This window comes from Empedobacter sp. UBA5036 (assembly GCF_002415215.1).
Classification (GTDB): Bacteria; Bacteroidota; Bacteroidia; order Flavobacteriales; family Weeksellaceae; genus Empedobacter; species Empedobacter falsenii_B.
Genome location: NZ_DICC01000018.1, coordinates 98,010 through 114,702 on the forward strand (window position 1 = coordinate 98,010; position 16,693 = coordinate 114,702).

The following is a 16,693-nucleotide window of genomic DNA, read 5'->3' on the forward strand; positions in this document are numbered from 1 at the left end:
AGTGAAAAAGTGAAGAGGTTAACAAGTGAAGGAGTTACAAGTTCACACGTTTACAAGTTCACAAGTTCACCCTTTAACCATCTAACCATATAACCGTTTTAACAACAAAAAAAAACATGAAAGGAATAATATTAGCCGGAGGCTCAGGAACGCGATTACATCCATTAACGTTGGCTGTAAGTAAGCAATTGATGCCGGTGTATGATAAACCGATGATTTATTATCCATTGTCAACGTTGATGTTGGCAGGGATAAATGAAATATTGATTATTTCTACACCTCATGATTTACCGCATTTTGAGAAGTTATTAGGTGATGGTTCACAGATTGGATGTAAATTTTCTTATAAAGAACAACCGAGTCCTGATGGTTTGGCACAAGCTTTTATTTTAGGAGAAGAATTTATTGGAGACGATAAAGTAGCCTTAATTCTTGGAGATAATATATTTTATGCTTCAGGTATGTCTAAATTGTTACAAGATTCTGCAGATCCAGATGGTGGTGTAGTTTTTGCTTATCAAGTGAGCGATCCTGAACGTTACGGAGTTGTTGAGTTTAATGAGAAAAACGAAGTCGTTTCAATTGAGGAAAAACCTAAAGAACCAAAATCAAATTATGCGGTTCCTGGGTTGTATTTTTATGACAATGATGTGGTAGAAATTGCAAAAAATATACAACCTTCTCCACGAGGTGAATTAGAAATTACGGATATTAACGCTGAATATTTGAAGAGAGGGAAATTAAAAGTTGGTGTTTTCAATCGAGGTACAGCTTGGCTAGATACAGGTACAATAAATTCATTGATGCAAGCAGGACAATTTGTACAAGTGATTGAAGAGCGTCAAGGAATGAAAATTGGTGCCATAGAAGAAGTGGCTTATCGTATGGGCTACATCAACAAAGAGCAATTACAAAAAATAGCGGAACCATTACGTAAAAGTGGATATGGGGAGTATTTAATGAAGATCAACAAATAAACTATTACTATAAAATGGAACATGATATTAGACCATGGGGAGAATATTGGGTATTAGAAGATAGCGATACGCATAAAGTAAAAAGAATTCAAGTAAATCCGGGCGGGAGATTGTCTTTACAATATCATTTTAAAAGAGGTGAAGTTTGGACAATAGTTTCGGGTATTGGTACAATTACAATTAATGATGATATAAAAGACTATAAAGCAGGAGAAGTTGCTCAAATTCCACAAGGAGCTCATCATCGTATTGAGAATAAAACAAATGAACCTGTTGTATTTGTAGAAGTGCAATATGGAACTTATTTTGGAGAAGATGATATTGTAAGAATTGAAGACGACTACAATCGCGCATGAGAATCATTAACGTAATTTTAACAGGAGGTGTTGGTAGTCGACTTTGGCCATTGTCTCGAAAAGAAAAACCAAAGCAATATATTGACTTATTTGAAGGAAAATCTTTATTTCAACAAACAATAATTCGAAACAAAGATATTTGCGAGGAACTTATTGTTGTAGGTAATGTTGATAACTACCATTTATCAAGAAAAGCATTAAAAGATTTAGGAATTGAGAAATTTCATGAAGTAATAGAGGCTACTCCTAGAAATACGGCAGCAGCGATTGCTTTTGCAGCTTTCAAGGCTCACCCTGAAGATATTTTATTGGTTTCACCTTCTGATCATTTAATTGAAGATCTTGATATATATAATTCAGCAATTCAGGAAGCAATTGAACTTGCAAAAAAAGGGAGTATTGTAACTTTTGGATTACAACCAACAAAACCAGAAACGGGTTATGGATATATTCAAATTAAAAACGGTGATGTTTTAGGTTTTAGAGAAAAACCAAATTTAGATACGGCTCAAGAATTTCTAAAATTAGCTGATTTTTATTGGAATTCAGGAATGTTTTGTTTTCAAGCAAAGACATTCTTGAACGAGTTAAAAATACATGAACCTGATGTTTTTGAAAGTGCATTGAAAGCATTTGAATTATCAAAGGATAATATACTTCCTTTAGAAGAGAGCTTAATAATACCTTCTATTTCTGTTGATTATGCAGTTATGGAAAAGACAGAAAAATTACAGGCAGTGATAGGCCGATTTAAATGGTCTGATATGGGATCTTTTGAGTCTATTTATGATTATTTGTTATCAAAAAAACATCCGATTGACAAACATGGTAACATGGTCATTGGTTCTAAATTACATACAGAATTTTTAGGACTAAAAAAATGTATTTTAGTGATAACAGATGATGCAATCTTGGTTTTGAAAAAAGAAAAAGCGCAAGATGTGAAAAAGATTTATGAAAATTTATCTTCAAATAATAAAAAAATATTAGAATAACACATAATGAATAAAGTAGCATTAATAACAGGAATAACTGGACAAGATGGTTCTTATTTGGCTGAATTATTATTAGAAAAAGGATATATGGTACATGGTGTTAAAAGAAGAGCTTCTTCTTTTAACACACAAAGAATAGACCATTTATATCAAGACCAACATGAAAATCATGTTAATTTTAAACTACATTATGGTGATCTTACCGATTCAACTAATATTATTAGAATAATTCAGGAAGTACAGCCAGATGAAATTTATAATCTTGGAGCAATGTCTCATGTGAAAGTCTCTTTTGATTCACCTGAATATGTTGCAAATGTAGATGGTATTGGGACTTTAAGAATATTGGAGGCGGTTAGAATTTTAGGTTTAGAAAAGAAAACTAGAATTTATCAGGCTTCAACTTCTGAATTATATGGAGGAATGGAAGAAAATAAGAATAATAAAGGTTTTTATGATGAAAATTCTCCGTTTTATCCAAGATCTCCTTATGGAGCTGCTAAAATTTATGGTTTTTGGATTACAAAAAATTACAGAGAGGCCTATAATATGTTTGCTTGTAATGGTATTCTTTTTAATCACGAATCTCCTCGAAGAGGAGAAACTTTTGTAACACGTAAAATTACTATGGCTACAGCAAGTATAGCTTTAGGAAAACAAGATTGCTTGTATTTAGGTAACCTAAACTCTCAAAGAGATTGGGGGCATGCAAAAGATTATGTTGAAGCAATGTGGAGAATATTACAACAAGATAAACCAGAGGATTTTGTTATTGCAACAGGAGTTACGACATATGTTCGTGATTTTGTAAAAATGTCTTTCGAAGAAGTAGGTATCGAGCTAGAATTTATTGGAGAAGAAGCGAATGAAATAGCGAAAGTAAAAAAATGCAATAATCCAAAATATCAACTTGAAATAGGAAAAACAGTTGTAAAAGTAGATCCGCAATACTATCGTCCTACAGAAGTAGACTTATTATTAGGAGATCCAACTAAATCTAAGCAACAATTAGGTTGGAAGCCACAATATGATTTAAAAGCTTTAGTCAAAGATATGGTGTCTTCAGATTTAAAGTTAATGAAAAAATAGACTTCTTAAGAATGGAATTAAATAGCAAAATTTATGTTGCTGGCCATCGTGGTTTAGTTGGCTCAGCAATTTGGAAGAAATTAACAGATAGAGGATATAAGAATCTCATTGGAAGAACATCTAAAGAACTAGATCTTTTAGATCCAATAGCAACGCAAAAATTTTTTGAGGAAGAAAAGCCAGAATATGTTTTTTTAGCGGCTGCATATGTAGGAGGGATTATGGCTAATAATATATATCGTGCTGATTTTATCTATAAAAACCTTCAAATACAACAAAATGTCATTTATAACGCATACAAGCAAGATGTTACTAAATTATTGTTTTTAGGTAGTACTTGTATTTACCCTAAAGAAGCATGTCAACCTATAAATGAGAATGAGCTTCTTACGAATACTTTGGAATATACTAACGAGCCTTATGCAATTGCAAAAATAGCAGGAATAAAAATGTGTGAAAGTTTTAATATACAATATGGAACTAATTTCATTTCTGTGATGCCGACTAATTTATATGGACCTAATGATAACTTTGATTTGGAAAAAAGTCATGTTTTACCTGCAATGATTAGAAAAATATATCTGGCTAAAGCGCTTGAAAATGGTGATTGGGATGTTATTGAAAATGATATTAAAAGAAGGCCAATTGAAAATATCAGTACTTCAAACTCTAAAGAAGAAATTGAGTCTATTTTAAATAGATACGGAATATTTAGAGATAGATTAGAACTTTGGGGAACAGGTAAACCGATGCGAGAATTTTTGTGGAGTGAAGAAATGGCTGATGCAAGTGTTTTTGTAATGGAAAATGTAAATTTCCAAGATGTTACTAATGATAATACTGAAAAAAGAAACTCTCATATTAACATAGGAACTGGAACTGATATTTCAATCCACGATTTATCAGTGCTAATCTCGAAAGAAATTGGTTACGAAGGAAACATTGTTTTTGACTCAACTAAACCTGATGGTACAATGCGTAAACTTGTAGACGTGTCAAAAATAAACGCTCTTGGATGGAAACATAACATTGAAATCGAAGAAGGGGTGTCAAGAATGTTTAGTTGGTATACCTCAAATATTTAATGTATTATGTTTTTAATACGTTTAAAACAGGCTTTAGGTTCAATTAAGAGAAATTATTATTTACTTGATATAATCGATAGAAAAACGGCGATTACAATTATATTAAATCGATTTCATTACTTTCTCGAATTATCTGATGACAAGAAGCATTTATTAAACGAAGAAAAACATTCTATTATTAAGAATTTTCTTTTGGAAAATGTTTTTCAAAATTTTGATTTTTCGTTTAATCCCGATAAAGCAGATCATACCACAACTAATGTTTCCACTATACCAATTTGGGTTTGTTGGTGGCAAGGCGAAGAATCGATGCCGGAGTTAAATAAAATTTGTGTTAATAGCATAAAAAAATACGCAGGTACACATCCTGTTAAGATTATAACTTTTGATAATGTTTCCAATTACATAAATATTCCTTCAAATATATTTGATAATTATAAAAATGGAAATATTTCTCCGACATTTCTATCGGATTTTTTAAGAGCTTCATTATTGCACAAATTTGGTGGTTTGTGGCTAGATAGTACCATTTTGGTAGTAGAACAAATACAAGATAAGTACTTCTCTCAAGAGTTTGTTTCTATAAAAACTGAAATGCTAAGTAATGCTTCGCCATCCAAATATAGATGGGCGGGATTTTTCCTTGGTTCCACTGGAAACAGCGAAATTTTCAGAGTTTTTAGAAATATGTTTATCGAGTATTTTAACCATTATAATAAGATATGTGACTACTTGTTGATAGATTATTTTTTATCAATTTTATATGATAAAAATAGTAATTTTAAGAAGATTGTAGATGGGAAGGATGTAGATCAACCTCATTTACATTTGTTAGAACAAAAACTAAATGAAGCATATAGCGATGTAGTAGCCGATTCTTTCAGGAAAGATACCTCATTTTTCAAATTATCATTTAAAATTCCATTATTCGATGATACAAATGATGGCAAAAAAACGTTTTGGTATTCAATAAAGAATGGGCAATTTTAATAGTATTAAAGTAAATTAGTAAGATGGAAATAGGAAAAAAAGATATACTTTGGAATTATTTATCTACATTTCTTAAAATTGCAAATTCCGCGATATTATTCCCGATAATTTTAAAAGAATTATCGAGTGAATTGGTCGGTTTTTGGACAGTTTTCATGAGTATTTATTCTTTCGTAGTTCTCATGGATTTTGGATTTAGTCCATCGTTTACGCGAAATGTGACGTATGTTTTTAGTGGTGTACAATCGTTACAAAAACATGGTTATGAAGAAATGGAGGAGGCAAATCCTGTTGTAAATTACTCTTTACTAAAAGGGCTTATAAATTCTATGCAGTTTTTTTATAGGAGAATCGCTTTTATCGCATTTGCTGTGCTATTAACTTTTGGTACCTATTATATTCATACGTTATTAAAAGGGTATAATGGTAATCATACAGAGATTTATGTCAGCTGGGTACTATTATCTGTTGTAACCTCTTATAATTTATATACACTATATTACGACTCTTTAATACAAGGAAAAGGGTTAATTAAGAGAGATAAGCAAATCAACATTGTTGGACAAATATTTAATTTAAGTTTTTCTATTGTATTAATATTGTTAGGTTCAGGTATTCTATCGGTAGTTATTGGTCAGTTGGTATCAGTAATAGTTGTAAGATATTTGTCTTACCGAACTTTCTATACAAAGGAATTGCGAGAAGAATTAAAGCGGGTTGAAGTTACTTCTTTCAAAGAAATATTTAATACGATAAAACCTAATGCAATTAAAATCGGACTTACCTCATTGGGAGGAATATTGGTGACAAAATCGGCTTTATTTATAGGTTCTTTATATCTTTCCTTAGATCAAATTGCATCCTACGGAATTACTTTGCAGCTAATATCCGTAATTATGGGATTGTCAACAATTTATTTTGCAACACATCAGCCTCAAATTGTAAATTATCGAGTGATGCAAAATACATCTGGGATTCTTACTATTTATAAAAAATCGCTTTTATTTATGGTAGGTACTTACATAATAGGAGGTATTGGATTGTATTTTATTGGTCCATTTGCATTACAGATTATTGGAAGTAAAACCAATTTATTACCTGGAGGTTTAATAATTTTAGCATTGGTTGCTTCACTTCTTGAAGTAAATGTAGGAGTTGGTGGAACAATTTTACTTACTAAGAATTATGTTCCATTTTTTAAAGCCTCATTAATATCTGGTTTTTCAATATTATTTTTATTATTACTATTTTCAGTATTCGAACATATTAATTTAACAACAATGATATTAATACCTTTGTTCGTAAATATATGTTATCAGGCATGGAAATGGCCCTATGAAGCATATATTGATTTGAAAAATTGATCGTTATGGAATTTCCTTTTATAGATAAATACAAATCTTGGCAAACGAGACGTAAGTGGCGCAGCCAGAATAGACATAATACAACCCAAATTTCATGTAATGTACCTACGGGAATAGTCTCGGTGGGTAAAGGTACTTATGGTTTTCTTAATGTTCATTATTTTACAGAGGAATCAGGAGAAAAACTGGTAATCGGGAATTATGTTTCAATTGCAAGTGACGTTAATTTTGTTTTAGGTGGAAATCACCAAATTAATCACATTTCGACATTTCCTTTGCGATCTGTTTTCTTTAGTGAAAAATATGAAAGTGATTGTCAAAGCAATGGTCCAATAATAATCGAAGATGAAGTTTGGATAGGGACAGGAGCTACCATTTTATCGGGAGTAACAATTGGTAAAGGGGCAATTATTGCGGCATGCAGTGTGGTTACTAAAAATGTTCCAGCATATGCAATTTATGGAGGTAATCCTGCGAAGCTCATTAGATATAGATTAGATGAAGATGTAATTGCCAAAATTAAGCATATTGCTTTGGCAGATTTTGATGATGAAACAATTAAAAATAATATTCATTTATTCTATACTCAATTTGATCGCAATAATGTTGATGAAATTTTAATGGAATTAGAAAATTTGAAAAAAAGTAACATAAACTTTTAAAAAATGAATGTTGATATTAACATAAGATTTAAAAAGTATCTATCTTTTTTTGTTGTGCTAATTGCATTTGGTTGTATTAATGCACAGAGTTATTCGCGCGTTACAACTTGGTATGATGGATCAACAATGAGTGATTCTAAAGTTGATAATTACATTTATACTAAAAAAAACGGAAAATATTATAAACTATCATCATTAAAAAAAGGATATGATGTTAAGATTTTTGATGCAAAAGGAGATGGTAATACAGACGACACAAGAGCTATTAATAAAGCTATTTCAGTTTGTTCTAAATTAAATTTAGAAGTTTATATTTCTAAAGGATTTTATAGAATCAATGCTGACTCTATGTATACAGGGGTGAATCTTGTAGACAATGCCGTTATTAATTTTGATAAAGATGCTACATTTAAAGCATCACCTAATAAGAGCAATTTTTATACGATTATTAGAATTTATGATGTCAAGAATGTCGTGATAAATAATCCAAGAATAATAGGAGATAGAGACTTTCACAAAGGTAAAGGTGGAGAATGGGGATATGGAATTCATATCGAAAATGCTGAAAATATAACTATAAATAAAGCCATAATATCTAATTGTTGGGGAGATGGTATATACATAGGTAATAAAATGTATGACAATACACAACGATTTTCTACTAAGAAAATAATAATTAATTCACCTTATGTAGATAATTGTAGAAGAAATGGAATATCAATATGTATGGGTGAAGATATTACAGTTAAAGACGCTGTCATAAAAAACATTAACGGAACACTTCCGCAATCAGGGATAGATATAGAACCGGAATGGGATAGAGGAATAGTACCAATTGTATTTAATAATATTAAAATTATAAATCCTATAACTGAAAACTGTAAAGGAGATGGAATACAAATCTACTTAAATTTATTAGCAGATAAAGGTTTAGACTCAAATATAGATATTATTAATCATAATGATTTTGGAAGTAATACAGGAATTACATTTTATAAAACATTTGGTATTGTTAGTGGAAAGATTAACATTTCTGATCCAATTTGGAAGAATAATAAAACACATGGATTGAAAATGATTGATTATACTTATAATGGACCTCCGATGGTTTATATTTCGAATCCTAAATTTATTAATTGGAATAGGAATAACTCCAAAGAATCAAGGCTAACAAGTGCAATTTCTTTGGTTTCAGAGGAAAGAAAAAGTAATAAAATTGGGAATATGATTATGACTAACCCAAGTTTTATTAAAGAAGTTAACAATGCTAATAAAGATGACATTTTAAATATTACTAATGTAACCAAAGGTTTAGGGAATCTTCAAATAAAGAATGTTGAAAAAATAATCAATGTAGATAATATCATTGAAGAAAGAGAAGGACTTCAGATTATTGATAAGAATAATAAATTATTATTAAAAAAAAAGAAAAATTAAATCCTTTAATTCTTGTAATAATTATTGTGTTAATAATATTTATTATTTCACTAAAAAAAAAATATGATAAACAGTAAGACTAAAGTAAGTATCATTGTACCTGTTTATAATGCTGGAATACATTTAGAAAAATGTCTTGATACTTTAATTAATCAGACTCTTAAAGAGATAGAGATAATTATCGTCTTAGACTGTCCTACAGACGGATCTGATAAAGTATCCAAAATGTATGCTGAGAAAGATAATAGAATTATTATTGTTGAAAATACTGATAATTTACATATTGGAAAAAGCCGAAATAAAGGATTAGCTCTGGCAACAGGCGAGTATATAGGTTTTTCAGATCATGATGATTATCGAAATTTAAATATGTATGAAGAACTTTATAAAAATGCTATATCTGAAAATAGTGATATTGTTCTGAGCGGTTACGGTACAGATACTCATAGTAAAATAAAGGAAAACTTGTATCCAAAATCGTTTGATATGACTTTTTATCGTAAACTGTTAATCGGAGGCTATAATGTTGAAGAAGAATGGAAATATTTTATTCAGAATGGAGGAATGTGGAATAAAATTTATAAAAAGGAATTATTATTTAATAATAATATTCAATTTGTTGATAATAGAGAAACAACATATGAGGATTTATTATTTTTAATTGAGTCAAGTATTAATGCAAAAAAAATTTCAATTGTAAATAAAGTATTTTATTATCATTCAGAAGAAATAGGAAATGCATCCTCTCAATTTTTCTTTAATGATATTAATCTTGTTATTAGTTTTTTAATAAAGCTTAAACAGGTTCTTATTAATTCAAATTTATTTAAATATTATGAAATGGATTTTAATAAAGCTATAGTAAATATGGTACTTATTTCAATAACAAATGAATTAAAATCTAATAATAAAATTATTGGAAAATTAAAATCTATAAATAAATTAAGAAAAATTGCTTTTGTAAGAGATGCTTTTAATATTATGACAACCAATGACATTATTTATCAACCATCTACAATTATTAGTAAAGTCTATAGACTTTTAATATTTAAAATTTTTGGATAAATGTATTTAATTATTTTTTTTATATTAAGTATTTTATGTTTTGTTGATTGGACAAAATCACCAAATAAAATTATATTAATTTTATTGGCTGTATTTTTCATAATTGTAGTAGGCTTTAGAGGAGATGATGTAGATAATGATTATATGCAGTACTATGATTCAATAATATACCCTAAATCAAGCGGTATAGCAGAAATTTCATTTAAATATATATCAACTTTTCTATATAATACATTTAATACAACAACAGTTGTTTTTATTTTTTATGCAATATTAGGAGTATCATTAAAAATATATAATATAAAAAAATATACAAATTTTTTTTGGTTAAGTTTTCTGATCTATTTTTGTACATTTTTTATTTTGCAAGAAATGAATGCAATAAGAGCTGGAGTTTCATGTGGATTTATGTTATTGAGCATTAATTATTGGGGTAAAAAAAATTACATACCAACTTTAATATTACTACTAATAGCCGGATTTTTTCATTATTCTTTTTTTATATTAATTCCACTAATTTTTTTAGTTCAAAATAATAAAAAATATCTTGTATATTATATATTTTTGATACCTTTTGCTTATATATTATATTATTCTGTAGATTTTTCAATAATTGCTACTTTATTCTCTTTTACCTATGCAAAGGAAAAATTAAGTGGTTATGATGATGAGATAAATATGACCAATGTTTTAAGTACAGTGTTTTTTATTAAGATTTTTTTAATATTAATCTTATATTTTTACAGAAAGATATTTGAAAAAAAGAATGAGAACTTTTACCTATTTTTAAAACTTTATTGTATTGGAATATTTATAGTTATAGCACTAGCGAAGTATCCAGCAGCAAGTATGAGATTTATGGATTTGTTTATTATTGTAGAATTATTTTTAATTCCATTATTATGCTATCTTTTTCCCAAAAAGCTTCGTTTTATTCCAATTACATTAATTGTTATATATAGTTATTTTTATTTTTATCTTTATATAGATTTAGCTAAATATATTAGAGATTATTATTTTATTTTTGATGCCAAATGGATATAGGAATTTTATATATATGTACAGGAAAGTACAAAATTTTTTGGAAAAAATTTTATGAATCTTCAGAAGAGAAATTTTTAGTTAATCATCGAAAACATTATTTTGTATTTACAGATGCTACCGACTTAAAGTATGGAGATAATGTAACTATTATACGTGAATCTCCAAAAGGATTTCCAATGGATTCACTCTTAAGATTTAAAATGTTTAATTCTATTTCTGATAAACTAGAAAAATTTGATTATTTATTTTTCTTTAATTCTAATATGTTCATTAATAAAGAAATTAGTGAAGATATTCTGCCAACTGGTGAAGAGGAACTCATCGGACTTATACATCCTGGATATTTTAAAGCGAAATACAAATTCTTTCCTTATGAAAGAAATCCAAAATCTAAGGCATTTATCCCATATAAAAGTGGAGCAACGTATGATTATTTTATGGGTTCTCTAAATGGGGGAAAAGTAAATGCTTATTTAAAATTAATTAAAACGCTTAATGAAAATGTAAACAAAGATTTGGATTTGAATATCATCGCATTATATCATGATGAATCTCATCTAAATAGATATTATCATTTTGCAAAAGTGAAAAAATTAGAACCTTCTTATGGCTTTCCTGAAGACTCAAGCATTCCTTATGATCAAAAGATCATTATTTTAGACAAAATAAAACATGGTGGCAGATATTTTGATAAATTACCTAAAAAATCCATTATGGCACGTTTAAAAGTTAAATTTAGAAGTATAAAGAACGCAATATTTTGGAAATCGAATTAATACTATGGTGATTGTAAATATTATAGGAGGACTAGGAAATCAACTATTTCAATATGCTTTTGGTAAGTATCTTGAAAAAAAAATGAAATACAATGTGAAGTTTGAAGTCCATACCAACAGAGTTGGAGCAAACTTCACGAGTAGAGATCTTGATATTTCTAAATTAAATGTTCAGTTTCCAATTGCATCCCAAGCAGATATCAAAAAGTACAAATTTTGGGACAAAGGAGTACTTTGGAGAATTGAAAGAAAATTAGCTCAGAAAAATTTTCTCTTTAGCAAAAGATACATCGTGCAAGAAAATGCACATAGCATACTGAAACATACACCCGATAACGCATACTACGACGGATATTGGCAATGTTATGAATATGTGGATGCGGTAAAGGAAGAACTGTTAAATGAATTTAGTTTACCTGAAGATTTTACTGTAAAGCACAGTGAAATACTAGATAAGTTTGCGAACAACGATTCCGTAGCAATACATATTAGAAGAGGTGATTATATTAAGATTAAAGTAAACGCCGAGCTTTTTGAAGTTTGTGATATGTCGTATTACAATTTAGCTATGAAAAGTATAAAAGATAGATTTCCCAATGCGGTTTTCTATATTTTCACTCAAGATACAGAATGGGCGAAAGAAAACTTTATTGGCGAAGAATTTCACTTTGTTGAAGGCAATTCAGCTATAGACGATATGTTGCTGATGTCTTTTTGTAAACACAATATTATCGCAAATAGTACATTCAGTTGGTGGAGTGCTTGGTTAAATAGAAATCCAAATAAATTAATTATTTCTCCTTTAAAATGGTATAAAGGAAAAATGAATATTCAAACCATCAATTTAATACCAACAAAATGGATAAGAATATAATGAAAAAAAAATTTAAGATTTTAATTGATCCTTTTTCAAATTTGCATTATTCTGCATTTTATATATTAGGATTGCTAGAATTGTATCCCAATAATATTGAATATATCCATGAGCCGTTTAAAAATTTAAAGAGTGGAAGAAGAACATGTTTTCTTTTTATATTAAGAGAAGAAGATAGTGATACTAATGTTGCAATTGATTTTCACGATCCAAATAAAATAGAATTAGATATTTTACTATGGTCCTCTATTTACGCAAAAATTAATTACAATCATAAAGACACAATTGAAGATATCAAGAAAAAAATAAAAGATCAGAGTAATTTTAATTTTAACGTATTAAAGATTGTTTCTATTCCACCACCTAGTTTTGGAGTTAAAATTTTTGATTTTTTAAAGACCTCTTCCTTTGTTAGTAAAATAATCTTCATGAATAACATATCTTTGGCTAATAAAAAAAATATTATCCTTGGAGTAGTTCGTATGTATGTAAAAAGATTACCCATATCTTACTATAAACATAGCAAAGCCAAACGTAATTATATTTTCCATATTTCAAGTATTTGGGCTAAGGATACAGATTTTATAAATTTTAGTAGGAGAAATTTTATTAGAGCGAGTAAAAGTATTGAAGATGTTGATTTTGAAGGAGGATTAGTTGAAATAGGTTATAAGTATGAATATTTGGGAAATATTAAAGATATTATATATTCAGGAGGAAAAATTCCTTTAAAAGAATATATTGATAAGACAAGAAAATCATTTTTAGTGTTTAACGGTCCCTCTGTAGAAAAATGCCATGGATGGAAATTGGCTGAATACTTATCAATGGGTAAAGCTATTATTTCAACACCTTTATATAATGACTTACCAACACCTTTAGTTCATGGTGAAAATATTCATTTTGTAGAAGATAATTATGATAGTATAAAAATGGGTATTGAATACTTAATTAATAATCCTGATTACGTTAGAAAATTAGAAGTTAATGCTCTTAAATACTGGAATGATAATGTAGAACCAAAAGTAGTCGTAAAAAATATTTTAAATAGAATAAGTGAAATATAATGGATAATTTTTTAGTTACAATTGGTATACCTGTATATAATGCAGAGAAATTTATAGCACTTACTTTAAAATCGATTTTTAATCAGTCATATCAAAATTATGAGATAATTATAACTGATGACGGTAGTGATGATAAAACGATAGAAGTTATTAAATCATTTAATGATCCTCGTATAGTGTTGATTCATGATGGTATAAATAAAGGAATATCATATAGATTAAATCAACAAATTGATTTAGCAAGAGGAAAATATTTTTTTAGGATGGATGCTGATGATATCATGTTTCCTGATCGTTTAGTAAAACAAATAAATTATCTTGTAAATAATCCTGAAATTGATGTTGTAGGTTCTTCAGTCGTTGTAATCAATGATGAAAATGAAATTATTGCATATCGCAAATCTATTTTAATACGAGATTATGAAAAAATTTTTAAAACAATATTATTTAATCATCCCACTGTAGCAGGTAAAATATCTTTTTTTAAAAATTTTAGATACTCAGAAAACTTAAATGGAGTTGAAGATGCAGATTTGTGGATTAGAAGTTTTCCATATTGTAAATTTAGCATATTGGAAGATCCGATATTATTTTATAGAGACCCTTTAGTTTTTAAATTGAAAACCTATAAATTTAGACTTGATCAAAAAAATAAATTATATAATTCTAATGAATATTTAAGTAACAAGTCATTTTTAAGAAAAAAACTAATTTTATTAAATATTTTCAAAAAAAATCTTGCTAACTTTTTACATTTAGTAAGAATGGATGAATTGTTAATCAAGAGAAGAAATAATTCAGGTTATGAAATTAAATTAGAATGGAAGAATATTTTAAACAATATCCTTAAATGAAAAGTAAAAAAGTTCTTCATATAGTGACTGTATCATTTTCCTTAAAATATTTTATTGGAAATCAATTCAAATATTTTAAAGAGAAAGGTTACGATTTTACGGTTGCTTGTACACCCTCGGATGATTTATACCAATATTCGAAGGAAATGGATTTTAATGTTTTTCCTTTAAATGTATTAAGAAGTATAAATCCTTTAGAAGATATCAAGTCAATCTATAAATTGTATAAATTTATAAAAAAAGAAAATTTTGATATTGTAATTGCACATTCTCCAAAGGGTGGTCTTATAGGGATGTTGGCTGCTTTTTTTGCTAGAACTCCTAAACGTATTTTTTTTAGACATGGATTAGTGTTTCAAACAACAAAGGGTTTTAAAAGAAATCTTTTAATTAATATTGAAAAAATAACTGGAAAATGTAGTCATAAGATTGTCAATGTTAGTCAATCAATTTTACGAGAATCTGAAAAACTAAACCTAAATTCACCTTCCAAGAATATTATTTTGGGTAAAGGAACTTGTAATGGAGTAGATATAAATAAGTTTCAGTATCAGCCAAAAATTGAATTCAAAGATAAATTAGTAGTTGGATTTATTGGAAGATTATGTGATGATAAAGGTGTTAATGAATTAATAGAATCACTTGATTATTTAGAAGAAAGAGAAGAAATTTTATTACTACTTGTTGGTCCATTAGATACTCGAGCAGGACTAAGTTCAAAAGTAGTGAATAAAATTAAAAATCATCCTAAGATTAAATATATTGGGGAAGTAGATAATACTTCTTATTATTACAATCAGATGGATATTTTTATTTTACCATCATATAGAGAAGGTTTTCCAACAGTTAACTTGGAAGCTTCAGCATCAAGTTTGCCAATAATTACAACAAAAAAAACAGGATGCATAGATTCTATAATCGAAAATAATACTGGTATATTTACTAATATTGATGCTAGTAAAATAGCCGAATCAATAAAATATTATGCGGATAATGAGAGTATCAGAAAACTACATGGTATAAATGGTAGAAGATTTGTAGAAGAAAATTTTTCAGAAGAAATTATTTATAAAGAAATTGAAAATAAATTATTAATATGTCAATCTTAATTTTCGGTTCAACAGGATTTATAGGAAAAAACCTTGTAAGTTTTCTCCAAACTAATTATGTAGTAAATGAAATTTCATTAAGAGATGTTAACTGGAAAAATAAAATTAATAATCAAGATGTTTTTATTAACTTAATTGGTAAGGCACACGATAATAAAGGTATAGCTAAGGCTGAGGACTTTTATTTTGCGAATGTAGAGTTAACGAAACAAATTTTTGATACTTTTGTGAACTCCAATGCTAAAATTTTAATTCATATCAGTTCATTGGCTGCATTAGAAGAATTAGAATCTGAAAAAGCATTAGATGAAGAAGCCAATAGTAACCCGCAATCTTTCTATGGGAAATCGAAAAGAGCAGCTGAAGAATGGCTTTTAGAACAAAGTTTGCCTTCAAATAAAAAGGTAATTATTTTACGTCCGCCGATGGTTCACGGTCCAGGTGATAAAGGGAATTTAGGACTGTTGTATAAATTGATTTCTAAAGGAATTCCTTACCCATTAGCGTCTTTTGATAACAAAAGGTCTTTTATCTCTATTGACAATCTCTCCTTTTTTGTTAAAGAAATTATCGAGAAACAATATTTATTACAGTCTGGGATTTATCATATTACTGATGACGAGCCTATTTCAACAATGCAAATCATTAATGTTATTAAAAAAGTTGAAAGCAGAGATGTAATGAATCTTAGTATTCCGAAGTTTATTGTGAAAGGATTAGCGATGGTTGGTGATGTAATTCCAATACCATTAAATTCTTTGAGACTAAAAAAAATGACAAGTAATTTAATACTTTCCAATCAAAAAATTAAAACAGCCTTAAATATTAAACAATTACCTTTGTCAGCAGAAGAAGGTATTATAAAAACTATTAAAAGCTTTAAGATTGGGAGTTAGTGATTAGTAATTAGGGGTTAGTAACTAGTGACTAGTAACTAATAACCATTTAC

General features: G+C 28.2%; 17 protein-coding genes. All 17 read left to right on the forward strand.

The window, feature by feature from the left end:
* The first annotated feature begins 116 nt into the window (after nt 1-116).
* The 17 genes from rfbA to B4J88_RS02610 all read left to right on the forward strand — a co-directional run bounded on the left by rfbA (nt 117) and on the right by B4J88_RS02610 (nt 16,640).
* A complete protein-coding gene (rfbA, locus tag B4J88_RS02530; protein ID WP_291066210.1) occupies nt 117-977 on the forward strand; it encodes a glucose-1-phosphate thymidylyltransferase RfbA in 861 nt (286 codons plus the stop codon).
* A 14-nt stretch (nt 978-991) separates the two neighbouring features.
* On the forward strand, nt 992-1,333 hold the full coding sequence (locus B4J88_RS02535) for a phosphomannose isomerase type II C-terminal cupin domain (protein ID WP_114998492.1): 342 nt from the start codon (nt 992-994) through the stop codon (nt 1,331-1,333).
* Nucleotides 1,330-2,328, forward strand: a complete 999-nt coding sequence (locus tag B4J88_RS02540) for a mannose-1-phosphate guanylyltransferase (RefSeq protein ID WP_291066212.1) — start codon at nt 1,330-1,332, stop codon at nt 2,326-2,328. Before B4J88_RS02535 ends, B4J88_RS02540 begins: the two co-directional genes overlap by 4 nt.
* Nucleotides 2,329-2,334: 6 nt before the next feature.
* The gene (gene gmd, locus B4J88_RS02545; protein WP_291066214.1) at nt 2,335-3,417 is read left to right on the forward strand and encodes a GDP-mannose 4,6-dehydratase; all 1,083 of its coding nucleotides are present in this window, start codon (nt 2,335-2,337) and stop codon (nt 3,415-3,417) included.
* An 11-nt stretch (nt 3,418-3,428) separates the two neighbouring features.
* Nucleotides 3,429-4,502, forward strand: coding sequence for a GDP-L-fucose synthase family protein (locus tag B4J88_RS02550; protein WP_291066216.1), 1,074 nt, complete (start codon nt 3,429-3,431; stop codon nt 4,500-4,502).
* Nucleotides 4,503-4,508: 6 nt separating this feature from the next.
* Complete coding sequence (locus B4J88_RS02555) at nt 4,509-5,492, forward strand: capsular polysaccharide synthesis protein (RefSeq protein WP_291066218.1); 984 nt, start codon at nt 4,509-4,511, stop codon at nt 5,490-5,492.
* A 23-nt stretch (nt 5,493-5,515) separates the two neighbouring features.
* A complete protein-coding gene (wzx, locus tag B4J88_RS02560; protein WP_291066220.1) occupies nt 5,516-6,856 on the forward strand; it encodes an O-unit flippase-like protein in 1,341 nt (446 codons plus the stop codon).
* Nucleotides 6,857-6,861: 5 nt separating this feature from the next.
* Complete coding sequence (locus B4J88_RS02565; RefSeq protein ID WP_291066222.1) at nt 6,862-7,518, forward strand: CatB-related O-acetyltransferase; 657 nt, start codon at nt 6,862-6,864, stop codon at nt 7,516-7,518.
* A gap of 3 nt (nt 7,519-7,521) precedes the next feature.
* Nucleotides 7,522-8,955: a glycosyl hydrolase family 28-related protein gene (locus B4J88_RS02570; RefSeq protein ID WP_291066224.1), complete on the forward strand. Its 1,434-nt coding sequence runs from the start codon at nt 7,522-7,524 to the stop codon at nt 8,953-8,955.
* A gap of 63 nt (nt 8,956-9,018) precedes the next feature.
* Nucleotides 9,019-10,020: a glycosyltransferase family 2 protein gene (locus tag B4J88_RS02575; RefSeq protein ID WP_291066226.1), complete on the forward strand. Its 1,002-nt coding sequence runs from the start codon at nt 9,019-9,021 to the stop codon at nt 10,018-10,020.
* On the forward strand, nt 10,021-11,064 hold the full coding sequence (locus B4J88_RS02580; protein ID WP_291066228.1) for an EpsG family protein: 1,044 nt from the start codon (nt 10,021-10,023) through the stop codon (nt 11,062-11,064).
* On the forward strand, nt 11,055-11,840 hold the full coding sequence (locus B4J88_RS02585) for a family 6 glucosyltransferase (protein WP_291066230.1): 786 nt from the start codon (nt 11,055-11,057) through the stop codon (nt 11,838-11,840). Before B4J88_RS02580 ends, B4J88_RS02585 begins: the two co-directional genes overlap by 10 nt.
* 4 nt (nt 11,841-11,844) lie before the next feature.
* Complete coding sequence (locus B4J88_RS02590; protein ID WP_291066231.1) at nt 11,845-12,714, forward strand: alpha-1,2-fucosyltransferase; 870 nt, start codon at nt 11,845-11,847, stop codon at nt 12,712-12,714.
* Complete coding sequence (locus B4J88_RS02595; RefSeq protein ID WP_291066233.1) at nt 12,699-13,781, forward strand: glycosyltransferase; 1,083 nt, start codon at nt 12,699-12,701, stop codon at nt 13,779-13,781. Before B4J88_RS02590 ends, B4J88_RS02595 begins: the two co-directional genes overlap by 16 nt.
* Nucleotides 13,781-14,635, forward strand: coding sequence for a glycosyltransferase family 2 protein (locus B4J88_RS02600; protein ID WP_291066235.1), 855 nt, complete (start codon nt 13,781-13,783; stop codon nt 14,633-14,635). The genes B4J88_RS02595 and B4J88_RS02600 overlap by 1 nt, the downstream gene beginning before the upstream one ends.
* Entirely contained in the window at nt 14,632-15,744 is a 1,113-nt protein-coding gene (locus B4J88_RS02605) for a glycosyltransferase family 4 protein (protein WP_291066236.1), read from the forward strand. Before B4J88_RS02600 ends, B4J88_RS02605 begins: the two co-directional genes overlap by 4 nt.
* The gene (locus B4J88_RS02610) at nt 15,732-16,640 is read left to right on the forward strand and encodes an NAD-dependent epimerase/dehydratase family protein (RefSeq protein ID WP_291066238.1); all 909 of its coding nucleotides are present in this window, start codon (nt 15,732-15,734) and stop codon (nt 16,638-16,640) included. The genes B4J88_RS02605 and B4J88_RS02610 overlap by 13 nt, the downstream gene beginning before the upstream one ends.
* Nucleotides 16,641-16,693 lie beyond the last annotated feature (53 nt).